This is a genomic window from Acidisphaera sp. S103 (genome assembly GCF_009765975.1).
In the GTDB taxonomy this organism is placed as follows: Bacteria; Pseudomonadota; Alphaproteobacteria; order Acetobacterales; family Acetobacteraceae; genus Rhodopila.
In genome coordinates, this window is the sequence record NZ_LMUJ01000047.1 from 1 (window position 1) to 6,240 (window position 6,240).

6 protein-coding genes are annotated in these 6,240 nt (G+C 67.0%); 3 read left to right on the top strand and 3 right to left on the bottom strand.

All coding sequences use genetic code 11. The features are described 5' to 3' along the window. Positions 1 to 190: 190 nt before the first annotated feature. The 3 genes from GSQ89_RS12125 to GSQ89_RS12135 are packed head-to-tail and all read right to left on the bottom strand — an operon-like array spanning position 191 to position 3,055. Positions 191 to 1,246, bottom strand: coding sequence for a TonB family protein (locus tag GSQ89_RS12125; protein ID WP_158925413.1), 1,056 nt, complete (start codon positions 1,244 to 1,246; stop codon positions 191 to 193). 10 nt (positions 1,247 to 1,256) lie between these two features. Beyond that, positions 1,257 to 1,856, bottom strand: a complete 600-nt coding sequence (gene metW, locus GSQ89_RS12130; RefSeq protein WP_158925568.1) for a methionine biosynthesis protein MetW — start codon at positions 1,854 to 1,856, stop codon at positions 1,257 to 1,259. A gap of 35 nt (positions 1,857 to 1,891) precedes the next feature. Then, on the bottom strand, positions 1,892 to 3,055 hold the full coding sequence (locus GSQ89_RS12135; protein WP_254073184.1) for a homoserine O-acetyltransferase: 1,164 nt from the start codon (positions 3,053 to 3,055) through the stop codon (positions 1,892 to 1,894). A gap of 167 nt (positions 3,056 to 3,222) precedes the next feature. Between GSQ89_RS12135 and GSQ89_RS12140 the strand changes: the two genes are divergently transcribed. The 3 genes from GSQ89_RS12140 to GSQ89_RS12150 are packed head-to-tail and all read left to right on the top strand — an operon-like array spanning position 3,223 to position 6,111. Next, entirely contained in the window at positions 3,223 to 4,140 is a 918-nt protein-coding gene (locus GSQ89_RS12140; protein WP_158925417.1) for a chorismate mutase, read from the top strand. Continuing rightward, positions 4,137 to 5,231 (top strand): histidinol-phosphate transaminase, encoded by a 1,095-nt coding sequence (hisC, locus tag GSQ89_RS12145; protein WP_158925419.1) that lies wholly within the window; start codon positions 4,137 to 4,139, stop codon positions 5,229 to 5,231. Before GSQ89_RS12140 ends, hisC begins: the two co-directional genes overlap by 4 nt. Further along, the gene (locus tag GSQ89_RS12150; protein ID WP_158925421.1) at positions 5,224 to 6,111 is read left to right on the top strand and encodes a prephenate/arogenate dehydrogenase family protein; all 888 of its coding nucleotides are present in this window, start codon (positions 5,224 to 5,226) and stop codon (positions 6,109 to 6,111) included. The genes hisC and GSQ89_RS12150 overlap by 8 nt, the downstream gene beginning before the upstream one ends. Positions 6,112 to 6,240: the final 129 nt, after the last annotated feature.

Sequence of the window (6,240 nt, forward strand, 5' to 3'; positions counted from 1 at the left end):
ATACGATCGGAACGGTGCGGCGCGATCGGCATGGCCAAGCACAGACGTGATCGCCTCGACATAGGCGCCGAAGCGTGATTCGCTGCCACGTGACTTGCATTCGAGACCCACAACCCGCCTCCACGAGTGAGAATCTCCATCACTGACAAATCCACGTCGAATCGGGCAAGCACTTTATAACACAGTAAGACTAGGGCCGCCTGATCAGTATGTAGTGCATCAGGAAATTGAAATCGATCGGGTCATGATCCCCTGACGGCAGGGCAGGAATATGCTGATCGCGGAATAGCGACAGCAACGCCAAATCCAGCCACATCGACCCTGATTTACCAACCAGTTCGACCTCCCTGACCCGTCCATCCGGATCGGCGCGGACACGCACCGTCACATCGCCCTCCTCGGCATTGCGGCGGGCCTCGTCTGGATAGAATGCGTGTTCGGATACCCATCGGCTCAGCGCATTGGCCCAATCGGCACCCGCTGCATCCGCATCGTGCTGCGACAGTGGCGTCACATCCGGCTTACCCCGCGATGCCGGTCCTAGCGACATGTCGATCGTTCCGGGGATATGCACCGTGGATCGCGGCCGAGCAGCCGATCGCGGCGTCAGTTTCGGCGTCCCGAAGCTGAAATCCATCGGTGCGGAAAACTCCGACGGCTTCGGCGGAGCGGCCCGTCTGGCCGGAGGCGGCACCCGCCGCGGCGGCGCTGGTGACGGTTTGATCACCGGCGGCAGCGGAGGTGGCAGCGGCAGGGGTGCCTGTTCCGCCGGAGGTGGCGGCACTTCAACCGGCGGCGCTTCCGCCGGCGCGGGCGGCGGCGAGGACGGCACCGGAGGCGCCTCGGCCGGCGACTGAGCCGGCTTGGGCGTTGGCGGTGCCGGAGGCGATGGCGGGGGTGCCGCGGCCGGCGGCGGCGTAGGCTCGACCGGAAGCGGCGGCGCTTCCGTCGGAGGCACCACCGGGGCCGGCGCTTCCGTCGCCGGGGGCGCCGGCGGCGTCGCCTGCAAGCTCGGATTTGGCAGCGTCGGCCCGCTCTTCCGCCCAGTGTCGAACAGCATCGTCACCTCGGACGGCGGCGGCAACTGCTCCGACATGGGTTCACGCCGGATCGTCACCAGCAACAACAGACCAATCGCGACATGGACCAGCAGCGAAACCAGCACCGCGAGCCGAATCCGCCAGGGCCGCCGGGGCGGCGGATAGCCCGCCAGCGCCTCCCTCCGCTGCGATCCCGTCAGCGGCATCGCCGGGTCCCTATCGGTGCCGCAGCAGGAACAAGCCTTGCTCCCCGAACATGTTGGCCAACCGGGAGGCACGCCGCCACGGCGCACGCCGCCCGCCATCGTCGGTCGCCAGCCACCGTTCCACCACGTAACCTTCCTCCTCGCACAGAACGAAGAAATCGCGGATCGTGCAGGGATGGATATTGGGGGTTTCGTGCCACGGCCGGTCCCACGTCGCGGTCATCGGCATCCGCCCGGTGGACAGCAACTGCCAGCGCACCAGCCAATGGCCGAAATTCGGAAAACTGACCACCGCCCGCGTGCCGATCCGCAGCATCTGTTGCAGCACCGCCCGCGGCTTCTCCACCGCCTGCAAGGCCCGAGACAACACCACGTAGTCGAACGCGCCGTCGGGATAATGCTCCAGATCGATATCGGCATCGCCGTGCATCACCGGCAGCCCGTGCACGACGGCCCGCGTCACCTCGGCCATGTCGATCTCGATACCACGCGCATCGCATCCCTTGGTCTGGAACAGGTGGTCGATCAGCATCCCATCGCCACAGCCGATATCCAGCACCCGCGTGTTCGGTTCGATCATCCCGGCGATCAGCGCCAGGTCGACCCGCATATTCTTGGCCAGGAAGCGAACCGGATCGAGCGTGCTCATGCATCCAGCCTGGCATGCAGGGCACAACCGCGCAGGAACCCGGCGAGCGCGCGGTGAAAATCCGGCTCGTCCAGCAGGAACGCGTCATGGCCCTTGTCGGTCGGGAACTCCACGAACGACACGTTGGCACCCGCCCGGTTCAACGCCCGAGCCACCTCCCGGCTTTCGGTGGTGGGAAACAGCCAGTCGGAGGTGAATGACGCCAGCAGAAACCGCGTCCGCGAGCCCCGGAACGCATCCGCCAGGTCACCACCATAATCGGCGGCCAGGTCGAAATAATCCATCGCCCGGGTGATGGTCAGATAGCTGTTGGCGTCGAAGCGCTGCACGAAGGTGCTGCCCTGGTGCCGCAGATAGCTCTCGACCTCGAACATCTCGCCGAACAGGCTGATCGCTTCGGTGCTGTCCTTCGGCGCGTTCTGCAACCGGCGGCCGAATTTGCGGGTCAGCGCTTCCTCGGACAAATAGGTGATGTGCGCGCACATGCGAGCGACGGCCAGGCCGCGGGCGGGAATGCGCCCGCCACGCCAGTACTGCCCGTTCTGCCAATCCGGATCGGCGAAGATCGCCTGCCGCCCGACCTCATGGAACGCGATGTTCTGCGCCGAGTGATACGACGCGCTGGCGATCGGCAACGCCGCGAACACCGCATCCGGATACAGCGCCGCCCATTGCAGCACCTGCATACCGCCCATCGACCCGCCGATCACCGCGAACAGACGCTCGATCCCCAGATGCTCGATCAGGCGCTTCTGCGCGCGCACCATGTCGCGGATCGTGATCGGTGGGAAATCGGTGCCCCAGGGTTCGTCGACCACGGTTCCATCCGGCAACTCGCGATTACTGAGCGGACCGGTGCTGCCCATGCAACCGCCGAGCACGTTCGGGCAGATGACGAAGAACCGATTCGTGTCCACCGGCCGGCCGGGACCGACCACGCTGTCCCACCAGCCGGGCTTTCCGGTGACTGGGTGCGGCTCCGCCACATACTGGTCGCCGGTCAGCGCATGACAGACCAGGATCGCATTGGAACGGTCGGCGTTCAGTGTGCCATAGGTGCGATAGGCGACCGTGTGCCGCCGCAACGTCGTGCCGCATTCCAGCGTGATCCCGTCATCGAACGTGACATGGGTATGACTGGCGGACCCGACCGGGTCCATACGGGTGGCTGGCTGGTCCATCGCGGCGCCTGCATAGGACCTGCCGAGGCCGGTCGCAACCACCGGTATAGGCTCCCATCGCCGGACGGCGTGGAACCTTATCGCCAAAGGCGGTTTGCAGACCGATGCGCATCCGCTAAGTCTCCCCCACCCAGACGGCGAGAATGATGTCCAGCTCCGCTTCGACCAATAACAGCACACCTGCCGCATTCGGTCCGACCGATGCCGGCGGGGAGGACTCCACATCCAACGATGGTTGGCGTAGCGGCGGACTACCCGCCCTGCGGGCCGAACTCGACCGGATCGACAACACGGTCCACGACCTGCTGATGCAGCGTGCCGAGATCGTCGAGTACGTGGCACGCTCCGGCAAACCCGCGGCGTTCCGTCCGGGGCGGGAGGCGTCGATCATCCGCCGCCTGCTGGGCCGGCACCGCGGCGCGCTGCCGCCGGTGGCCCTGGTCCGCATCTGGCGCGAATTGCTGGCCGGGACGACGACAATGCAGGGCGGATTTTCCCTGTCCGTCTGCGACCCCGACCACGGTGCGCCGCTGACCCAATTGGCGCGCGAGCATTTCGGTGCGCTGACCCCACTGCGCTCATACGGCAGCGCCGGCCAGGCGCTGGCCGATGTCAGCCAGGGCGTCGCCTCGGTCGCGGTGCTGCCCTACCCGTCCGACATCGACAACTGGTGGGTCGCACTGCTGCACCACGAACCCCGCCTGCATATCATCGGCCGCCTGCCGTTCTGGAAACCCAGGCCGGACGGCGCCCCCACCGCACAGGCGGTGGTCGTGGCGTCCACGCCGCCGGATGCCAGCGGAGAAGACCAGTCCTTCCTGGGCATGGAATGCGACAGCGACGTCAGCCGAGCGCGCCTGTCCAGTGAATTGTCCGGGGCCGGACTGAAACCGGAAACCATGGTGCTGGTGCGCCAGCAAGGCTCGCCGGTCGCCAACGTCCTGGTCGAAATCGAGGGCCACCTGTCCGACGACGACGCCAGGCTCGGCCGCCTGGGCGTGGTACTGCGCCGCCCGGTCGTGCTGGGCAGCTACGCGGTCCCCGTCGCGGGGCCGGCACGATGACCACGCCGTCCCCCCGCCCGGAAATCCTGACCATCACCGCCTATGTCGCCGGCGAATCGGAACTGCCGGGCGCCAACCGCACCATCAAGCTGTCCTCCAACGAAGGCGCTTTCGGCGTGCCCCCGTCCGCTCGGGCCGCCATCATCCAAGCGGCCGAGTCGGCCTATCGCTACCCCGATGGCGGCGCCGAACGGCTGCGGGAGGCGATCGGCCGGCGCTGGGGCCTGAACCCCGACCGCATCGTCTGCGGTGCCGGGTCGGATGACCTGCTATACCAATTCTGCCTGGCCTATGGCGGTCCCGGCCGGGACATCATCATGTCGGCGCACGGCTTCGCCATCTTCCACATTGCCGGCACCTATGCCGGCAGCCGGGTGATCAAGGTGCCCGAACGCAACCTGACCGCCGATCTGGACGCGATGCTGGCGGCGGTCTCCCCGGCCACGCGCCTGGTCTTCCTGGCCAACCCGAACAACCCGACCGGATCGATGGTGCCCGCCGACGATGTTGCTCGGTTCCGCGCGGCGCTGCCGCCCGAAGTGCTGCTGGTCCTGGATTCCGCCTACGCCGAATACGTCACCGACCCGGCCTACGACGCCGGCATCAAGCTGGTGGACGCCACCGACAACACGGTGATGACACGGACATTCTCGAAGGTTTTCGGCCTCGGCGGCATGCGGATCGGCTGGTGCTACGCGCCACCCGGCGTCATCGACGTGCTGAACCGGGTGCGCGGGACGTTCAACGTCTCCGTCCCCGCGCAGGCCGCCGCCATCGCCGCCCTGGCCGAACCCGGCTGGGTGGAAAAAAGCCGAACACACAACACCGAATACCGCCCCAAACTGACGGCGGGCATCCAGGCCGCCGGCCTGAAAGTCTGGCCCAGCGAGGGCAACTTCGTCCTGGTCGATCTGGAAACGACCGAAAACGCCAACGCCGCCGATGCGTTCCTGCGCACCAACGGCATCATCGTCCGCAAGGTCGGAGGCTACGGCCTGCCGCACTGCCTGCGGGTCACTGTCGGCACCGCCGAGGAAGTCGGTCTGGCCGTCGACGCTTTCACGGAATTCATGCGGCAATCACGTGGCTGATCCTGTTTTCAAGCGGCTCGCGCTTCTCGGCGTCGGGCTAATCGGTTCCTCGGTCGCGCGCATCGCGCGCCAACGCGGCGACATCGCGGCCGAAATCGTCGTCAACGCCCGCACCCAGGCAACGCTGGACCGGGTCATGGAACTTGGTTTCGCCGATCGGGTCGAACTCGACCCCGGCAAGGCCGTGGAGGGCGCCGACTGCGTCATGCTGTGCGCTCCTGTCGGTGCTTTCGCCGCCCTGGCCGCGCGCATCGCCCCGCATCTGGCCCCCGGAGCGGTGCTGACCGATGTCGGATCGACCAAGCAATCGGTGATCCGCGACGTCGGCCCGCTGGTGCCCGCCGGCGTGCATTTCGTCCCGGCGCATCCCATCGCCGGCACCGAACATTCCGGTCCCGATTCAGGCTTCGTCGAGCTGTTCCAGGGCCGCTGGACCCTTCTCACGCCGGTGCCCGGCACCGATGAAGCGGCCATCGCCAAGGTCGAGGCCCTGTGGCAGCGCTGCGGCGCCCAGACCGAACGCATGGAGCCCAGCCACCACGACCGCGTCCTGGCGATCGTGTCGCATCTACCGCACCTGATCGCCTTCACCATCTGCGGCACCGCCGACGACCTGGCGGACGAAAGCCGGCAGGAGGTCGTCAATTTCGCTGCCTCCGGCTTCCGCGATTTCACCCGTATCGCCGCGTCGGACCCGGTGATGTGGCGGGACATCTTCCTAAACAACCGCGAAGCGCTGCTGGAAATGCTGCAACGCTTCATGGAGGACGCCCAGGCGATGGCCCGAGCGGTGCGTTGGGGCGATACGGCGTATATCGAGGACAAGGTGGAACGCGGCCGCAAAATCCGCCGCAGCCTGATCGAGCGCAAGCAGGCGTAGGCCCGATCCGGCCCGCACCGCGGTTCCCATTTTGCCACAAACGGCCCGCAAGCCCTCAACCTTGTATCATTGCGAGGAGCGAAGCGACGCGGCAATCCCCATCCATCGGCGGGGCACCGCACCCCCCCC